1 pseudogene is annotated in these 560 nt (G+C 76.4%); it reads right to left on the bottom strand.

The features are described 5' to 3' along the window. Positions 1–378 (bottom strand): annotated as a pseudogene (locus tag D588_RS25630) (hypothetical protein); the annotation flags it as partial. Positions 379–560 lie beyond the last annotated feature (182 nt).

The raw sequence follows: 560 nt of genomic DNA, 5'->3' as shown, positions 1-560 counted from the left end.
TGGCGCCGACTGCGGGGTCGGCACGCTCGCCGGCGTCGTGTCCGGGCTTGCGATCGGGGCAGCCGCCGGTGCCGGCGTGGGTGCGCTCGCGGTGGCGGTGCTCGGCGCCGGCACTTCGATCTGCCGCACCTGTGGCACGTCCGCACTGCGCAACACCGGCGTGGGCGTCGGCGTGCGCAGCTGTGGTGCGGGAACCTGCACCTGCGGCAGCGGTGCCGGCACTTCCCGTTCGCGCACCTGTACCTGCGGTGCGACTGGGCGCGGCACCGCGATGTCGCGCGACCGCAGTTGCGCCACGGTCGGCACGTCGGCGACCACTTCGACCTCGCGCACCGGCACCTGCACGTCGGGCGGCACCACCGCGCGCGGTGTCGGCACCGGGACACGCACGCTCGGTGGCGGAGGCAGTACGAAGTCGCGCGTGGGCGTCGGCGTTTCGGTCACCTGCAGCGGCTGCTCCGCCGGCGGCGGCGGTGCACTGGCCGTGGTCGGCGTGGGCGCCGGCGCTGCCGGCGTCGGCTCCGCAGGCTGTGCAGGCGCAGCAGCGGCAGGCGGCGTCG

The sequence above is a fragment of the Xanthomonas sp. SHU 308 genome (assembly GCF_000364645.1).
Taxonomy (GTDB): domain Bacteria; phylum Pseudomonadota; class Gammaproteobacteria; order Xanthomonadales; family Xanthomonadaceae; genus Xanthomonas_A; species Xanthomonas_A sontii.
This window is presented reverse-complemented; position numbering and strand designations above follow the sequence as displayed.